Source organism: Amycolatopsis thermophila, from assembly GCF_030814215.1.
Lineage (GTDB): Bacteria > Actinomycetota > Actinomycetes > Mycobacteriales > Pseudonocardiaceae > Amycolatopsis_E > Amycolatopsis_E thermophila.
This window is the reverse complement of the sequence record NZ_JAUSUT010000001.1, coordinates 4174474-4188651: the sequence shown is the minus strand read 5'-3', so window position 1 is coordinate 4188651 and position 14178 is coordinate 4174474. Positions and strand designations below refer to the sequence as shown.

At 72.2% G+C, this 14178-nt stretch carries 17 protein-coding genes; 8 read left to right on the top strand and 9 right to left on the bottom strand.

Annotation, left to right across the window (positions count from 1 at the left end; translation table 11 throughout):
* Nucleotides 1–6: 6 nt before the first annotated feature.
* The 4 genes from pyk to FB470_RS20510 all read right to left on the bottom strand — a co-directional run bounded on the left by pyk (nucleotide 7) and on the right by FB470_RS20510 (nucleotide 4736).
* Nucleotides 7–1431, bottom strand: coding sequence for a pyruvate kinase (gene pyk / locus FB470_RS20525; protein ID WP_306993852.1), 1425 nt, complete (start codon nucleotides 1429–1431; stop codon nucleotides 7–9).
* Nucleotides 1432–1653: 222 nt separating this feature from the next.
* Nucleotides 1654–2322 (bottom strand): DUF2461 domain-containing protein, encoded by a 669-nt coding sequence (locus tag FB470_RS20520; protein WP_306993850.1) that lies wholly within the window; start codon nucleotides 2320–2322, stop codon nucleotides 1654–1656.
* 64 nt (nucleotides 2323–2386) lie between these two features.
* The gene (locus FB470_RS20515; RefSeq protein ID WP_370876508.1) at nucleotides 2387–3580 is read right to left on the bottom strand and encodes a glycoside hydrolase family 18 protein; all 1194 of its coding nucleotides are present in this window, start codon (nucleotides 3578–3580) and stop codon (nucleotides 2387–2389) included.
* A gap of 130 nt (nucleotides 3581–3710) precedes the next feature.
* The gene (locus FB470_RS20510) at nucleotides 3711–4736 is read right to left on the bottom strand and encodes a 6-phosphofructokinase (protein ID WP_306993849.1); all 1026 of its coding nucleotides are present in this window, start codon (nucleotides 4734–4736) and stop codon (nucleotides 3711–3713) included.
* Nucleotides 4737–4993: 257 nt separating this feature from the next.
* Between FB470_RS20510 and FB470_RS20505 the strand changes: the two genes are divergently transcribed.
* Nucleotides 4994–6079 (top strand): 3-deoxy-7-phosphoheptulonate synthase, encoded by a 1086-nt coding sequence (locus tag FB470_RS20505; RefSeq protein ID WP_306993846.1) that lies wholly within the window; start codon nucleotides 4994–4996, stop codon nucleotides 6077–6079.
* A 33-nt stretch (nucleotides 6080–6112) separates the two neighbouring features.
* Here FB470_RS20505 and FB470_RS20500 read toward each other — a convergent pair whose 3' ends face one another.
* Together FB470_RS20500 and FB470_RS20495 are read right to left on the bottom strand one after the other, a co-directional pair.
* Nucleotides 6113–6613 (bottom strand): polyadenylate-specific 3'-exoribonuclease AS, encoded by a 501-nt coding sequence (locus FB470_RS20500; RefSeq protein ID WP_306993844.1) that lies wholly within the window; start codon nucleotides 6611–6613, stop codon nucleotides 6113–6115.
* 68 nt (nucleotides 6614–6681) lie between these two features.
* Nucleotides 6682–7443, bottom strand: a complete 762-nt coding sequence (locus FB470_RS20495; RefSeq protein ID WP_306993842.1) for a lysophospholipid acyltransferase family protein — start codon at nucleotides 7441–7443, stop codon at nucleotides 6682–6684.
* 190 nt (nucleotides 7444–7633) lie between these two features.
* Between FB470_RS20495 and FB470_RS20490 the strand changes: the two genes are divergently transcribed.
* The 3 genes from FB470_RS20490 to FB470_RS20480 are packed head-to-tail and all read left to right on the top strand — an operon-like array spanning nucleotide 7634 to nucleotide 9995.
* Entirely contained in the window at nucleotides 7634–8404 is a 771-nt protein-coding gene (locus FB470_RS20490; RefSeq protein ID WP_306993840.1) for an alpha/beta hydrolase, read from the top strand.
* Nucleotides 8401–8892, top strand: a complete 492-nt coding sequence (locus FB470_RS20485; RefSeq protein WP_306993839.1) for a hypothetical protein — start codon at nucleotides 8401–8403, stop codon at nucleotides 8890–8892. Before FB470_RS20490 ends, FB470_RS20485 begins: the two co-directional genes overlap by 4 nt.
* On the top strand, nucleotides 8889–9995 hold the full coding sequence (locus FB470_RS20480; protein WP_306993838.1) for a glycerate kinase: 1107 nt from the start codon (nucleotides 8889–8891) through the stop codon (nucleotides 9993–9995). The genes FB470_RS20485 and FB470_RS20480 overlap by 4 nt, the downstream gene beginning before the upstream one ends.
* 62 nt (nucleotides 9996–10057) lie before the next feature.
* On the opposite strand, the gene FB470_RS20475 is transcribed toward FB470_RS20480, so the two are convergent.
* From FB470_RS20475 to FB470_RS20465, 3 genes are read right to left on the bottom strand one after another with little or no spacing between them, the layout of a single operon-like run.
* Nucleotides 10058–10771 (bottom strand): MBL fold metallo-hydrolase, encoded by a 714-nt coding sequence (locus FB470_RS20475; protein WP_306993837.1) that lies wholly within the window; start codon nucleotides 10769–10771, stop codon nucleotides 10058–10060.
* A 9-nt stretch (nucleotides 10772–10780) separates the two neighbouring features.
* Nucleotides 10781–11167 (bottom strand): helix-turn-helix domain-containing protein, encoded by a 387-nt coding sequence (locus tag FB470_RS20470; RefSeq protein WP_306993835.1) that lies wholly within the window; start codon nucleotides 11165–11167, stop codon nucleotides 10781–10783.
* A 12-nt stretch (nucleotides 11168–11179) separates the two neighbouring features.
* The gene (locus FB470_RS20465) at nucleotides 11180–11935 is read right to left on the bottom strand and encodes a DUF427 domain-containing protein (RefSeq protein ID WP_306993834.1); all 756 of its coding nucleotides are present in this window, start codon (nucleotides 11933–11935) and stop codon (nucleotides 11180–11182) included.
* An 87-nt stretch (nucleotides 11936–12022) separates the two neighbouring features.
* On the opposite strand from FB470_RS20465, the gene FB470_RS20460 reads away from it, so the two are divergent.
* The 4 genes from FB470_RS20460 to FB470_RS20445 are packed head-to-tail and all read left to right on the top strand — an operon-like array spanning nucleotide 12023 to nucleotide 14099.
* Complete coding sequence (locus FB470_RS20460) at nucleotides 12023–12217, top strand: DUF2795 domain-containing protein (RefSeq protein WP_306993832.1); 195 nt, start codon at nucleotides 12023–12025, stop codon at nucleotides 12215–12217.
* A 5-nt stretch (nucleotides 12218–12222) separates the two neighbouring features.
* Nucleotides 12223–13233 (top strand): DNA topoisomerase IB, encoded by a 1011-nt coding sequence (locus FB470_RS20455; protein WP_306993829.1) that lies wholly within the window; start codon nucleotides 12223–12225, stop codon nucleotides 13231–13233.
* Nucleotides 13234–13261: 28 nt separating this feature from the next.
* Nucleotides 13262–13918, top strand: coding sequence for a HemK2/MTQ2 family protein methyltransferase (locus FB470_RS20450; protein ID WP_306993827.1), 657 nt, complete (start codon nucleotides 13262–13264; stop codon nucleotides 13916–13918).
* Nucleotides 13896–14099 carry a CDGSH iron-sulfur domain-containing protein gene (locus FB470_RS20445; protein WP_306993825.1) on the top strand — a complete coding sequence of 68 codons (204 nt, stop codon included), beginning with the start codon at nucleotides 13896–13898 and terminating at the stop codon, nucleotides 14097–14099. The genes FB470_RS20450 and FB470_RS20445 overlap by 23 nt, the downstream gene beginning before the upstream one ends.
* Nucleotides 14100–14178: the final 79 nt, after the last annotated feature.

Genomic DNA, 14178 nt, shown 5'->3' with positions numbered 1-14178 from the left:
GCGGCCTCAGGCGTGGTCGTCCTCACCGAGCTTGTGCACGCGGATCAGGTTGGTCGACCCGACGGTGCCCGGCGGCGAGCCGGCCACGATGACGACCAGGTCGCCGGCCTGGTAGCGGCCCGTCTCCAGCATCGCGCGGTCGACCTGCTTGATCATGCGGTCGGTCGAGTCCACCGACGGGACCAGCTCGGTGTGGGTGCCCCAGGTCAGCGCCAGCTGGCTGCGCACGCTGTCCTCCGGGGTGAACGCCAGCAGCGGCAGGCGCGTGTGCAGGCGGGCCAGGCGGCGCACCGTGTCACCGGACTGGGTGAACGCGACCAGCGCTTTGGCGTTGAGCCGCTCACCGATGTCCTTCGCCGCGTAGGAGATGACGCCCCGCTTGGTCCGCGGCACGTGCGACAGCGGCGGCACGGACGGGGTGTCGGCCTCGACGGCCTCGACGATCCGGGACATCGTGCGCACCGTCTCGATCGGGTAGCGGCCCACGCTGGTCTCGCCGGACAGCATGACCGCGTCCGCGCCGTCGAGCACCGCGTTGGCCACGTCGGAGGCCTCGGCGCGCGTCGGGCGGGAGTTGTTGATCATCGAGTCGAGCATCTGGGTGGCGACGATGACCGGCTTGGCGTTCTCACGGGCGATCTGGATGGCCCGCTTCTGCACCAGCGGCACCTGCTCCAGCGGCAGCTCCACGCCCAGGTCACCGCGGGCGACCATGACGCCGTCGAAGGCGAGCACGATGGCCTCGAGGTTGTAGACGGCCTCGGGCTTCTCCAGCTTGGCGATCACCGGGCGGCGGCCCTTGCCCACGCGGTCCATCACCTGGTGGACCAGGTCGATGTCGGCGGGCGAGCGGACGAAGGACAGCGCGATGAAGTCGGCGCCCAGTTCGAGCGCGAACTCCAGGTCCTCGATGTCCTTGCCGGACAGGGCCGGGACGGAGACGTCCATGCCGGGCAGCGAGACGCCCTTGTTGTTGCTGACCGGGCCGCCCTCGGTGACCTCGCAGACGACGTCCGGGCCCTCGACGCCCTGGACCACCAGGCCGACCTTGCCGTCGTCGACCAGCAGGCGGTCGCCCGGCTTGGCGTCCTTGGCCAGGCCCTTGTAGGTGGTCGAGACCCGGTCGTGGGTGCCGGCGACGTCCTCCACGGTGATGCGCACGACGTCCCCCGTGCGCCATTCGACGGGTCCACCGGCGAAGGTGCCGAGCCGGATCTTCGGGCCCTGCAGGTCGGCGAGGATGCCCACGGCGCGCCCGGTCTCGGCCGCGGCTTCCCGGATCAGGTCGTACACCTGCTTGTGGTCACCGTGGCTGCCGTGGCTGAAGTTCAGCCGCGCCACGTCCATCCCGGCTTCGACAAGGGCACGCACCTTGTCCGCCGTGGCGGTCGCGGGGCCAAGAGTACAAACGATCTTCGCGCGTCGGCTCACGTTCCCATAGCGTAGTCCCTTACCCGGCGCACGTCTGTACCGATCTCTCAAACGGTTCAGGAAAGGTTCACCAGTGAGCCGCCTCACGGCTGGTCGGAGGCCGGATTGCCCGGCCGGGGGCGAGGTCACCCGGTATGGGGATGCGCCGGGCTCGCCGGCGGGGCGGGCGAAGCCGGGCACCCGGGGCCCTGGCTCCCGCGCCGCCCGAGCGCGGCCCGGTCGTCAGCGGCGCGGCTTCTCGCTCACGCCGACGTGGTCACGGGCCCACTCGTTGAACGCGCGGACCTGCCGCCAGGCCTTGCGCACCCGGTCGAGGCACGCGCGCTCGTGCAGGGTGTCGTCCGGCTCCCAGGCCTTCACCGCGTACAGGGAGCGGTGCTTGAGCAACTCGAGGCGCGGGTGGTCGTCCGCGTAGCCGCGGGGCTTCGTCTTCAGCGCGTCGCCCGCGATGGTCCACCCGGCGCGGCGCAGTCCGGCCAGGACGTCCTCCAGGACCTTGCCGTGGATGTCCGTGTCGACCGCCTGCCGGAACCGGGCCAGCTGGTCGGACTGGAGGTGGAAACACCCGCCGCCCACGCGCAGCCCCGCCGAGGACACCTCGACGTAGTAGGCGCCGCCGCCCCGGCCCTGCTCGATCACGCCGCCGCAGTGCGTCTTATACGGGGTCTTGTCGCGGGAGAACCGCACGTCCCGGTACGGGCGGAACACCTTCCCGTCGCCGAACCCGGGCCCGAACTCCGGCGTCAGCTCGGCCAGCAGCGCCTCCATCGGAGCCCGCACGTCGGACCGGTAGATCTCGACGTGGTCCTCCCAGTACGGCTTCGAGTTGTCGGCGTTGAGGCCGTCGTAGAACTCGACCGCGTGCTCTCCGAACCCGGCGAACTTCCTCACTCCGCCACGATAATCCCCGGCACCGGCGGTCCGGCCGGGTCCGCGCGGACCCGGCCGGATGGCCTCAGGAGTTCATCGCGGAGATCAGCTCACCGTCGGCGGTGTCGCCGGACAGTTCCCAGAAGAACGCGCCGCCCAGGCCCTGCCCCTTGGCGTAGCTCATCTTCCCCGCGATCGTCGCCGGCGTGTCGTAGCTCCACCACTCCGAGCCGCAGTGGGCGTAGGCGGTGCCGGCGATCGTGCCGGTCGCCGGGCAGCGGGTCTTGAGGATCTTGTAGTCCTCGATGCCCTGCTCGTACTTGCCCGGCGCCGGCCCGGTCGCCGTGCCGCCCGGGCCGGCCTGGGTGACGCCGGTCCAGCCGCGGCCGTAGAACCCGATGCCCAGCAGCAACTTGCTCGCCGGCACACCCTTCGCCTCGAGCTTCCGGATCGCCGCATCCGAGTAGAAGCCCGCCGCCGGGATGCCGTCGTAGGAGGTCAGCGGCGAATGCGGCGCCGTCGGCCCGGCCGGGCTGAAACCGCCGAAGTAGTCGTAGGTCATGACGTTGTACCAGTCGACGTACTTCGCCGCGCCGCCGTAGTCGGCCGCGTCGATCTTGCCGCCCGCGGAGCCGTCCCCGGTGATCGCTGCGGTCACCAGCTTGCCGCCGAACCGGGACCGCAGCGCCGCCATCAGGTTCGTGAACGCCCCCGCCCCGCTGGTGTCGCACGTGGCGCCGCACGCGTTGGGGTACTCCCAGTCGATGTCGATGCCGTCGAACACGCCCGCCCAGCGCGGGTCGTTGACCAGGTTGTAGCAGGACTCGGCGAAGGCGGCCGGGTTCTGCGCGGCCTGGCCGAACCCGCCGGACCAGTTCCAGCCGCCGAAGGACCACAGCACCTTCAGGCCGGGGTGCATCTGCTTGAGCCGCTTGAGCTGCCCGATGTTGCCGCGCAGTGCGCCCGCGTCCCAGGTGTCGGCGACACCGTCGACGCTGTTGGCGGCCGAGTAGGCCATGTCGTAGGCGGCGTAGCTGTCGCCCACGGCGCACTGGCCGTTCGTCACGTTGCCGAAGGAGTAGTTGATGTGGGTCAGCTTGTCCGCCGACCCGCTGGTCTGGATGTTCTTGACGTAGTACGCGCGGTCGTAGACGCCCCACTCGGCGAAGTAGCCGAGGAGTTTGCCCACGGGCGCCGCCGTCGCGGCGGGCGGTGCGGAGGTGACGGTCATGACGAGTGCGGCGAACAGGCCGCCGAGAACGAGACCGGGTCTGCGCATGATGCCTCCCTGGGAGCCGAAGGGGACACCAGCACCGTAAGAGGACTGGACCACTCAGACAATGGTTCAGACCATTTCACCCGACGAAAGTAGGGGGCGCGACGGGAAACCCGTCCCGCCCCCGCGGACCTCAGCCGAAGAAGACCTCGGCCTCTTCGTAACGCTCCGGCGGCACGGTCTTCAGCTCGGCCGTGGCCTCGGCGAGCTTGACGCGCACGATGTCGGTGCCGCGCAGCGCGACCATCGTGCCGAAGTCGCCGTCGGCCACGGCGTCCACGGCGTGCAGGCCGAAGCGGGTCGCGAGCACCCGGTCGTAGGCCGTCGGCGTGCCGCCGCGCTGGGTGTGCCCCAGCACGACCGCGCGCGACTCCTTGCCGGTGCGCGTGGCGATCTCGTCGGCCAGCCACGTGCCCACACCACCGAGCTGGACGTGCCCGAACGCGTCCTTCTGGCCGGTCTTGAGGACCTCCGCACCGCCCTGCGGCACCGCGCCCTCCGCGACCACGATGATCGGCGCGTACATCCGCTCGAAGCGGCGCTCGACCCACTCGACGACCTGCTCGACGGAGAACGGCCGCTCCGGCACCAGGATCACGTTCGCGCCGCCGGCCAGGCCGGAGTGCAGCGCGATCCAGCCGGCGTGACGGCCCATGACCTCGACGACCATCGCGCGGTAGTGCGACTCCGCCGTGGTGCGCAGCCGGTCGATGGACTCGGTGGCGATGTGCACCGCGGTGTCGAAGCCGAACGTGTAGTCGGTGGCGGCGAGGTCGTTGTCGATGGTCTTGGGCACGCCGACCACGCCGACGCCGTCGTCGGTCAGCTTCCGCGCCACGCCGAGGGTGTCCTCGCCGCCGATCGCGATGAGCGCGTCGACGCCCTGCTCGGCCAGCACGGCCTTGATCCGGTCCGCGCCGCCGGACTCCTGGTAGGGATTGGTCCGCGAGGAGCCGAGGATGGTCCCGCCGCGGGCGAGGATCTCCTCGACGTCGTCGAGGCCGAGCGGGCGGCTGTCCCCGGTCAGCGGCCCGCGCCAGCCGGAGCGGAAGCCCACGACCTCCCAGCCGTGCACCTCGATGCCCTTGCGGACCACGGCGCGGATCACCGCGTTGAGCCCGGGGCAGTCGCCGCCACCGGTCAGCACGCCGACACGCATCTGATCAGACCTCCGAAAAAAGTTGTGCTGCTCACACCTGGCGAGCGCCAGCGTAGCGGTAGTCACCCTTGATCGGTAAAGCGGCGGGACGGGGTGCTAGGGTCGGTTCCGTGCAGCGCTATTTCTGGTTTAGCGGGCCGGCCCTGGGTGGGCCAGCCGGCGGCCTCGCTGCGCGCTGACCTTCCACCCTGGAGCCGGATGATCGACCGGCTCGGCAGGGACTCACGCGGGCCGGTCACCGAAAGGAACCCCCCGCAATGACCCTCAGCGCAGGCCCCGCGGACACCACCGAAGGCCTCGACAACCAGCGCACCCTCGGCGTCAGCCCGCTGATCTCCCCCGCCCTGCTCCGGCAGGAACTGCCGGTGGACGCGGCGATCGCCAAGACCGTCGCCCAGGGCCGGGCCGCCACCGTCGACATCCTCGACGGCGCCGACGACCGCCTGATCGTCGTCGTCGGCCCGTGCTCGGTGCACGATCCGGCGGCCGCACTCGACTACGCGCACCGCCTGGCCGAGAAGGCCGCCGCGCTGCGCGACGACCTGCACGTGATCATGCGCGTGTACTTCGAGAAGCCGCGCACCACGCTGGGCTGGAAGGGCCTGATCAACGACCCGGACCTGGACGGCAGCTACGCCGTCAACAAGGGCCTGCGGATGGCGCGCAAGCTGCTGCTCGACATCTCCGCGCTCGGGCTGCCGGTCGGGTGCGAGTTCCTCGACCCGATCACGCCGCAGTTCATCGCCGACACCGTGAGCTGGGGGTCGATCGGCGCGCGGACCGCGGCCAGCCAGGTGCACCGCCAGCTGTGCAGCGCGCTGTCGATGCCGGTCGGGATCAAGAACTCCACCGAGGGCGACGTGCAGGTCGCGGTCGACGCCACCCGCGCCGCCGCGGCGAGCCACGTGTTCGCCGGGATCAACAACGACGGCCTCGCCGCGCTGTTCACCACCGCCGGCAACCCGGACTGCCACGTCATCCTGCGCGGGGGGTCGGCCGGGCCGAACTACGACGCCGCGACGGTGTCGGACACGCTCGCCCGGCAGGCGAAGGCCGGGCTGCCGGAGCGCGTGATCATCGACGCCAGTCACGGCAACAGCGGCAAGGACCACGTCCGCCAGGGTGCGGTCGCGCGGGAGATCGCCGACCGCGTCGCCGCCGGGGAGCGCGGGATCGCCGGGATCATGCTCGAAAGCTTCCTGGAGGCCGGGCGGCAGGATCTCGTGCTGGGGCGCTCCGGCGAGCTGACGTACGGGCAGTCGATCACCGACGCGTGCCTGGATTGGCCCGGCACGGCCGAACTGCTGGAGCGGCTGGCGGGCGCGGTCTCCGCGCGGCGGTGAGAGCCGCTGCTCCTCGACGAGGTGCGCGCGGCGTCAGACGGGGAAACCCCTCCGCCGCCGCACCTCGTCGATGACGCGCCACCGTTCCAGGTTGAAGCGCGCGTCGGCCAGGGCGTCGTGGGCGTTGGCGGGCGGGGCGGGCAGCTTGGGCTTGCCCACGTCCTCCCAGCGCTGCCGCAGGTCGCGCGTGAAGCGGGGCAGCTGGCGCGGCAGCTCGGGCATGGTGCCCCACAGCTGGGCGAGCGCGACGTGGTCGTAGGCGGCGTACCAGGCCCACAGCTCGATCCCGCCGGGCGGGCGGCCCAGGAACTCCAGCAGGTCGGCCCGGATCCGCTCCCGGCTGCGCCACGCCTTGTCGCCCGGTGAGGGCAGCTTCGGCAGGACGTTCTCGCGCACCCAGGGGCCGGCCTTGGCGGGGTCGAAGTCGGTGGAGACCGCGTAGAACTCGCGGCCTCTTTCGTCCACGACACCGATCGACACCAGATCGATCGTCACGCCGTCCTCGATGAACTCGGTGTCGTAGAAAAACCGCACCGCAGCACCCTAAGCAGTGCGGCGCGCAGCCCCGCGATCAGGGGTGCCGGCCGGGCGGCGGGTGGGCGCTAGCCGGCCTTGGTCTCCGGTACCCGGTGGGCGTCGGGCAGGCCGCTCTGCGCCGGCACGACGGCGCGCACCCCGGCGGCCTCGGCCGCCTGGAGCTCCTTCGCCTTCGCCGCGTAGATGTCCACGTACTCCTGGCCGGAGAGCTCCATCAGGGCGTACATGATCTCGTCGGTGATCGAGCGCTCCACGAACCGGTCACCGGACAGCCCGGCGTACCGGGAGAAGTCCAGCGGCTTGCCGAAACGGATCTCCAGGTGGCGCGGGATCCACATCTTCGAGCCGATCGGGTTGACCTTGTCGGTGCCGATCATGGCGACCGGGATGACCGGCACCCCGGCCTCCAGCGCGACGCGCGCGACGCCGGTCTTGCCCTTGTACAGGCGGCCGTCCGGGGAGCGGGTGCCCTCCGGGTAGATGCCGAGCAGGTTGCCCTCGCGCAGCAGCCGGATCGCGGTGTCCAGCGCGGCCTGCGCGGCCGAGCCGCCGGAGCGGTCGATCGGGATCTGGCCGGCGCCGGTGAAGAACCACTTCTTGAGGGTGCCCTTGACGCCCTTCTCGGTGAAGTACTCCTGCTTCGCCGGGAAGGTGACGCGGCGCTTGACCCGCAGCGGCATGAAGAACGAGTCGGCGACCGCGAGGTGGTTGCTCGCCAGGATGGCGCCCCCGCTGTCCGGGACGTTCTCGGCCCCGGTGACCTTGGTGGGCCACAGCAACCGGAGCAACGGTCCGAGCAGCACGTACTTCAGCAACCGGTACAGCACTCGGCACGCCCTCCTACCTGCCCGAACTGCCTGCCGCATCCAGGGTAGGAGGCGGTGTGACCGGGCACAACGCCCGGGTCGGCAGTGGGCGGGAGGTCACAGCCGGGGGACGGGGCTGCGGCAGGCGGTCCCCCGGCGGGCCCGGGCATGCGACGATTGGGGCCGCGTTCGGAGGAGAAGGGCGGATGCCATGCCTGTGCTCGCCGGTGCGGAACCGTTCGCGCACACCGGTTCGGCCGACGTCGGGGTGCTGCTGTGCCACGGGTTCACCGGCACGCCGCAGAGCCTGCGCGGCTGGGCCGAGTACCTGGCCGCGCGGGGCTTCACGGTGCGGCTGCCGCGCCTGCCCGGCCACGGCACCACGTGGCGGGAGATGAACAAGACCGGCTGGCCCGAGTGGTACGGCGCGGTCGAGCGCGAGTTCCTCGAACTTCGGCAGCGGTGCCGGTCGGTGTTCGTGTTCGGCCAGTCGATGGGCGGCACGCTGGCGCTGCGGCTCGCCGAGCAGCACGGGGACGCGGTCGCGGGCCTGGTGCTGGTCAACCCCTCGGTGACGCGGCTGAGCTGGACCACCAGGCTGCTGCCCGTCCTGTCGCGGGTGGTGCCGTGGTCGCGCGGCGTCGCGAACGACATCGCCAAGCCGGGCGTCACCGAGCTGGCCTACGACCGCGTGCCGGTGCGGGCGGCGGCGAGCCTGGCGGAGCTGTGGAAGCTCACCCGCGCCGACCTGCCGCGGGTGACGCAGCCGCTTCTCCTGTTGCACTCGGTCGTTGACCACGTGGTGGAGCCCGAGAACGCCCGGATCGTGCTCGACGGCGTGCGCAGCCGGGACGTGACGGAAGTGCTGCTGGAGAAGAGTTTCCACGTGGCGACCCTGGACCACGACGCGCCGCTCGTCTTCCGGCGTAGTGTCGAGTTCGTGGAAGCGGTCCGCGATCCGGGGCAGGTGGGGGCCCGATGAACTCACGCGTACCCGACCCCGACGACATCGACGCCACGTTCGCGGCCATCGTCGCGGACCTGCGGGCCGAGGGCGTCGGCCTGTTCGACGACGGCATCGAGACCGAGCGGGCGCCCGCGCGTCCCGAGCCGTCCGAGCCGGAGAAGCCCGCGGAACCGGAGAAACCGGCCGGCGAGGCGAGCTGGCGCGGTGGCGGCACCGCGTGGGAGGACACCGTGCTGGGCGACGACCCGTCGCCCGAGCCGGCCGGCGACGAGGAGCACTACGTGCCGCCGGAGCCGCCGCCGTTGCCACGACCGGGCAAGGGCGCGTTGATCGTGCTGCTGTTCTTCGTCGCCGGGTTGCTGTTGCTGATCGTCCCGGGCGTGGTGGGCGTCAGCACCACCGTCGCCACGCCGCTGGGGATCCTGGCGCTGGCCATCGCGATCGCGTTGCTGCTGCTGCGGGTCAAGCAGGGCCCGCCGGACGGCGACGGGGCGCAGGTGTGACGCGAGTCGTCGTCGCTCCGGACAAGTTCAAGGGCACCCTGCCCGCCGCCCAGGTGGCCGCCGCGATCGCGGCGGGGCTGCGCCGCGGGCGGCCGGGCGCCGAGGTGCTGGAGTGCCCGATCGCCGACGGCGGGGACGGCACGGTCGCGGCCGCCGTGGCCGCCGGGTTCGAGTTCGTGCCGGCGCGGGCCAGTGGTCCGGTCGGCGAGCCGGTCGACACGGGTTACGCGCGCCGGGGTCCGACGGCGGTGATCGAGCTCGCGGCGGTGTCCGGGCTGGCCATGCTCCCCTCACCCGCTCCGTTGACGGCGACGACGCTCGGCGTCGGCGAGCTGATGCGCGCGGCGCTGGACGCCGGCGCCACCCGGCTGGTGCTGGGGCTGGGGGGCAGTTCGAGCACCGACGGCGGGACGGGTCTGCTGCGCGGTCTCGGTGCCCGGATGCTGGACTCCGCGGGCGCGGAGCTGCCGCTGGGCGGGGCGGCGCTGACCCGGCTGGCGCGCATCGACCTGGATGGTCTGGACGCGCGGCTGCGGGACGTCGAGCTGCTGGTCGCGAGCGACGTGGACAACCCGCTGCTGGGCCCGCACGGCGCGGCGGCGGTGTACGGGCCGCAGAAGGGTGCGACCCCGTCGGACGTGGAGCTGCTGGAGTCGGCGTTGCGCCGGCTGGCGGAGGTCGTGCGGGCCTCGGGCGTCGACGTCGCGGAGGTGCCGGGCGCCGGTGCGGCCGGTGGAACCGGCTACGCGCTGGCGGTGCTGGGCGCGTCGTTCCGGCCGGGCATCGACGTGGTGCTGGAGCTGACCGGGCTGGCGGAGAAGCTGCCGGGCGCGGACCTGGTGATCACCGGCGAGGGTTCGCTGGACGAGCAGACCCTGCGCGGCAAGGGCCCGGCCGGGATCGCGTCGGCGGCGGCCGAGCGCGGGATCCCGGTGGTGGCACTGGCCGGGCGCAGCACCCTGGACGCCGGCGCCCTGCGCACCGCGGGCTTCAGCGGGGCGTACGCGCTCAACGACATCGAGCCGGACGTCCAGCGGTGCCTCACCGAGCCGGCGCCGCTGCTGGAACGCCTCGCCGAGCGGGTCGCGCACGAGTACCTCTAGTGCCCCCTCAGGCAGCGTTCGGCAGGTGATCCGGCCTGCGGATCGTGGATCCGGGTGCGAAGCTAGCCGCCGAACATCGTGCGCCACTCGTCGAGGTTGCGCGGCCGGTAGACGAAGTTGTTCTGCTTCACCGACGACAGCGACGCCGACGGCGCGGCCGAGTACTGGTGTCCGGGGTAGACCACCGGGTCGCCCGGCAGGTCCACCAGCCACCGCAGGCTGTGGTACATCGCCTCGGCGTCGCCGCCGGGGAAGTCGGTGCGGCCGCAGCCCTCGAGGAACAGGGTGTCACCGGCGACGAGCCTCCCGCCGACCAGGAAGCACTGGCTGCCCGGCGTGTGGCCGGGCGTGTGCAGCAGCCGGATCGGGATGGCGCCGACCTCGATGACGTCGTCGTGGTCGTGCCCGGTCAGGTCGGTGGCCGACACGCCGGTGACCCGCTGGACCCACTCCGTCTCGTTGCTGTTGACGTGCACCGGCACGGTCTCGCGTGCCAGCAGCTCGGGCAGGCCCGCCAGGGTGAAGCCCATCATGCTGCCGCCGACGTGGTCGGGGTGGTGGTGCGTGGCCAGCACCCCGGTCAGGCGCATGTCGTCGGCGGCGAGCACGTCCAGCAGGTCGCCGACGGCGTACGCGGGGTCGACGACCACCGCCTCCCGGGTCTCCCGGTCGCCGATCAGGTAGGCGAAGTTGACCATCTGGGTGGCCACCGGGTCGCCCACGGCGAAGTCGCGGCCGGACAGCAGCTGACGGAAGTACAGGCGGTCGTCGGACATGCCCGAAGACTAACCGGCGCCGGGATCGGCGAGCGTGCGCAGCATCGCCACCAGCGCGCCGGTGCCGGGAACCTCCTGGAAGAACGCGGCGTCGACCGCCTCGAGCCGGCCCTGGCGCGGCGGGCCATCCGCGCCGCGCTCGGTGGTGCGCAACCGCTCGGCTCGGGTGCCGGCCCGGTCGACCTCGCGCCGGATCAGGTCCTTGTCCTCGAGCTGGCGCAGGACCTGCGAGGCCACCTCGACGTCCGTCCCGCCCGGCGGGGGCCAGGGCGACCTGGTTGGGCCCCCGTGCGTGTTCATCCACCAGGCCGTGGCGTCCGCCGCGGGACCGCTGATCTCGGTGCGGTACACCACCTTCGTCCGCCCGCCGGCGTGCCCGCGTTCCACTCCGGCCACGGCCGGATGTCCTCAGGCGAACTTGGTCTTCGGGCGCTCCTGCTTCACGCCGTCCAGGTAGACGTCCACCTTCTCGTCGTAGAAGGCGACCAGCCCCTGCACCTTCTGGCTCTCCGGCAGCGGCATCCGGTAGTACCAGACCACGTCCTCGTGCAGCCTGTCCCCCACGCGCACCGAGTAGTACTCGGCCTCGCCCTTGTACGGGCAGCGCGTGATGGTGTCGCTGGGTTCCAGCAGGTCCAGCCGCACGTCGGTCTTCGGCAGGTAGTAGCGGGTGGGCAGCCCGGTCTCGAACAGCAGCCGCGGGCTGCGCGACTCCGCCACGGTGACGCCGTCGATCTCGACGCGCACGTGCCGCGAGCTGGCGAGGATGTCGATGCGGGTCCGCGGGTCGCGCGGGTGCACGAAGATCTCCTCGTCCTCCTCGAACCACGAGTCCATCGCGGCGAAGTCGAGCCGCACGTGGCCCTTCAGCGCCTCCAGCGGCGAGTCCGGGTACTCCAGCGCGGCGCCCGGCGCCTCGCGGTCCCCCACCCGCACGGTGAACACGTCGGCGTCGCCGCGGCTCGGTGAGTGCGCCGTCTCACCGGTGGCGACCAGGTAGCCGGTGCGCACGTCGTCCCTGGGGACGTAGTAGGTCGGGTAGTACGGGACCTCCCACACCATGAGCGGGCGGAGGGTGTCGGCGACGACCTGCCCGCCGAAGACCGCCCGTACGCGCTTGGTGCCCGGTTCGGTCCGGACCCGGCCACGACCATCGGTTGTCATGCCGGTCACAACCACGTGCGGCGCCCGGTTATTTCCGGGGCGGGGCCGCCCCCGTTTGCCCCGGTCGGGGCGGGGTAATCCGGCGGCATGACCACGCCCGACCCCGACCGCCTGCGCGCACTGCTGTCCGAAGTGGACTTCCCGTGCGACCGGGCCGAGCTGATCCGCCAGGCGACGGCCCACGGCGCGGACGACAGCACACTCGGACACCTGGGCGCGATCCCGGACACCACCTACCCCGACCTCGACGCGGTGACCGGCGCCTGCAGCGAGATCACCTGACCGCCATGCGGTTGCGCAGGAGCAGGCTCTCCCAGCCCGGCATCCGGCGTCAGCGGAGCGGGCGCGGCTTCCGGTACCTGACCCCGGAGGGCGAACCGCTGCGGGACGAGGAGACCCTGCAGCGGATCAAGAGCCTGGCCGTGCCCCCGGCGTGGCGGGACGTGTGGATCTGCCCCTACCCGAACGGGCACATCCAGGCCGTGGGCACCGACGACGCCGGCCGCCGCCAGTACCGCTACCACGACCGCTGGCGCCAGGAGCGCGACGAGGAGAAGCACGAGCGGGTCCGCGAGCTGGCCCGGCGGCTGCCGAAGTGGCGGATGCAGATCGCCGAGGATCTCCTCCGGCCCGGTCTCGGCCGCGAACGGGTGCTCGCGGCGGCGCTGCGGATGCTCGACCGCGGCGTCTTCCGGGTGGGCAGCGAGGAGTACGCCGAGTCGAACGGCACCTACGGCGCGGCGACGCTGTTGCGCGAGCACGTCGCCGTCAAACGCGACGAGCTGACCTTCTGCTACCCCGCGAAGGGCGGCATCGAACGCACCATCACGCTCGCCGACGCCGACCTGGCGGCCGTGGTCAAAGCGCTGCGCAGATCCCGGACGGGCAGCGACCGGCTGTTCGTCTACCGCACACCCCGCGGCTGGCACGAGGTGCACGCCGACGAGATCAACGAGCGCTTCAAGGAAATGGTCGGTGACGAGTTCACCGTGAAGGACCTGCGGACGTGGAACGCCACCGTGCTGGCGGCCACCGCGTTCGCCGCGGCCGAGCCGGTCACCTCGCAGCGCGGGCTGAAACGCACCCAGGCCGCGGTGATGCGCGAGGTGTCCGAGGAGCTGGGCAACACCCCGGCCGTGTGCCGGAAGTCCTATGTGGACCCCAGAGTGGTGGAGGCGCACGCGCGGGGGAAGACGATCCAGGCCGCGGTGCGGCGCCTGGGCCGCACCGGCGTCCGCACCGACGCGGACCGCGAGGTGCTCGACCGGGCGGTCATCCGCCTGCTTTCCGGGGTTTGACCTGCGCGTCCAGTGGTACCTGATCCGGGTGAAGCTGCTGAGACTTCCCGGGGTGTACCGGCCGCAGGCGGACACCTGGCTGCTGATGCGCGCGATGCGGGAAGCGCGCCTCCCGGCGGGCGCGCGGGTTCTCGAGGTGTGCACCGGCACCGGCGCGCTGGCGATCGCCGCCGTCCGCGGTGGAGCGTCGAGCGTGACCGCGGTCGACCGGTACCTGCCGGCCGTGCTGAGCGCGCGGTTCAACGCGCGGGTGCGGGGGCTCCCGGTCGAGGTCCGGCACGGTGACCTGTCGCAGACCATCGGCGGCGCGCCGTTCGACGTGGTGCTGGCGAACCCGCCGTACGTGCCGTGCGAGTCCACGGAGGACCCGGACGGGGCGGCGCTGGCGTGGGACGCCGGCGCGGACGGGCGCAAGCACCTGGACTGCCTGTGCACCAGGGCCCACGACCTGCTCGCTCCGGACGGGACGATGCTGCTGGTGCATTCGTCGCTGTGCGGCATCCGCCGGACGGTGGAGTCGCTGCGGGACAGCGGGCTCAAGACATCCGTGGTGGCGCGGGCGATCGAGCCGTTCGGCCCGGTGATGCGCGGGCGGATCGACTTCCTGGAGCGCACCGGGCTCATCGCGCCCGGGCAACGACACGAGGAGCTGGTGGTGATCCGTGCCGACCGGACCGAACGCTGAGCCGCGCAGGGTGACGCTCGTCGACGGCGGGCCGGTGCTCGTGGAGGGCCCGGTGGAGCTGGAGATGCCCGACGGGACGGTCGCCCGGTCGGACCGCTTCGTGGTGGCGCTGTGCGCGTGCCGCCGCAGCAAGCGGTACCCCTTCTGCGACACCAGCCACCGCAAGCGCGTCCGGAACTGACGGGTGGCGGGCGGGAGGCCCGCCCCGTTGCCATCTTCGTGGTTTCTGATCAAGGAGCTGTGGTCGCCAGGTTCCGGAT

Coding starts and splice junctions, on each gene's coding strand:
- FB470_RS20515 (WP_370876508.1), bottom strand. CDS start 3,580: ATGCGCAGACCCGGTCTCGTTCTCGGCGGCCTGTTCGCCGCACTCGTC.
- FB470_RS20510 (WP_306993849.1), bottom strand. CDS start 4,736: ATGCGTGTCGGCGTGCTGACCGGTGGCGGCGACTGCCCCGGGCTCAAC.
- FB470_RS20505 (WP_306993846.1), top strand. CDS start 4,994: ATGACCCTCAGCGCAGGCCCCGCGGACACCACCGAAGGCCTCGACAAC.
- FB470_RS20490 (WP_306993840.1), top strand. CDS start 7,634: ATGCCTGTGCTCGCCGGTGCGGAACCGTTCGCGCACACCGGTTCGGCC.
- FB470_RS20485 (WP_306993839.1), top strand. CDS start 8,401: ATGAACTCACGCGTACCCGACCCCGACGACATCGACGCCACGTTCGCG.
- FB470_RS20475 (WP_306993837.1), bottom strand. CDS start 10,771: ATGTCCGACGACCGCCTGTACTTCCGTCAGCTGCTGTCCGGCCGCGAC.
- FB470_RS20465 (WP_306993834.1), bottom strand. CDS start 11,935: ATGACAACCGATGGTCGTGGCCGGGTCCGGACCGAACCGGGCACCAAG.
- FB470_RS20460 (WP_306993832.1), top strand. CDS start 12,023: ATGACCACGCCCGACCCCGACCGCCTGCGCGCACTGCTGTCCGAAGTG.
- FB470_RS20455 (WP_306993829.1), top strand. CDS start 12,223: ATGCGGTTGCGCAGGAGCAGGCTCTCCCAGCCCGGCATCCGGCGTCAG.